General features: G+C 55.0%; 1 protein-coding gene. It reads left to right on the top strand.

Going from position 1 to position 611, the window contains the following annotated elements; translation table 11 throughout:
* Nucleotides 1-611 (top strand): RHS repeat domain-containing protein (locus FE394_RS16755; protein WP_419836357.1); only part of this gene is annotated, 611 nt, incomplete at both ends.

The raw sequence follows: 611 nt of genomic DNA, 5'->3' as shown, positions 1-611 counted from the left end.
AACCAACATGCGCCACTGACCTTCCAGCATGATGTACTGGGACGGGAAACAGTACGTGAAAGTGCCAACGGGTTTATCCTTGTCAGCCGCTACACCGCGACCGGATTGCTGGCACATCAGTCGGCGGGACAGGCCACCCCATTTTTCAGGGAAACGCTGGCACAAAATGACCCATATTTTCCGCCGCAAGCCTCTGCGGTCAACCGGAGCTGGCAATATGACCGTGCTCATAATGTGCGGGTGATTGACGACAGCCGCTGGGGGCAAACCCGCTACCGTTACAATGCCAACGACCAAATACTGCATACTTTGTTCGAGGGTACACGTCCGCATGAAGAACAATTTAGCTATGATGCCAACGGCAACCTGAGTCAACATCTGCCTGTCGACGCCTACGGTGCTATGGAGCAAATTACGCAGCGTCAGAAAGCCGGGCGGGTGGTGCAGCAAGGAGATATCCGCTATCGCTATGATGATAACGGGCGTCTGGTGGAAAAAACCGAACACCGTGACGGCTTCCGCCCGCAAATCTGGCGCTACCGTTGGGACAGCCAAAACCAGCTCACCCACTGTGAAACTCCGGATGGTTCTCGCTGGCATTATCGCTACGA

It is taken from the genome of Xenorhabdus littoralis (assembly GCF_033949345.1).
Taxonomy (GTDB): domain Bacteria; phylum Pseudomonadota; class Gammaproteobacteria; order Enterobacterales; family Enterobacteriaceae; genus Xenorhabdus; species Xenorhabdus littoralis.
Note: the sequence above shows the minus strand (reverse complement) of the source record. Positions and strands in the feature narration are given on the sequence as shown.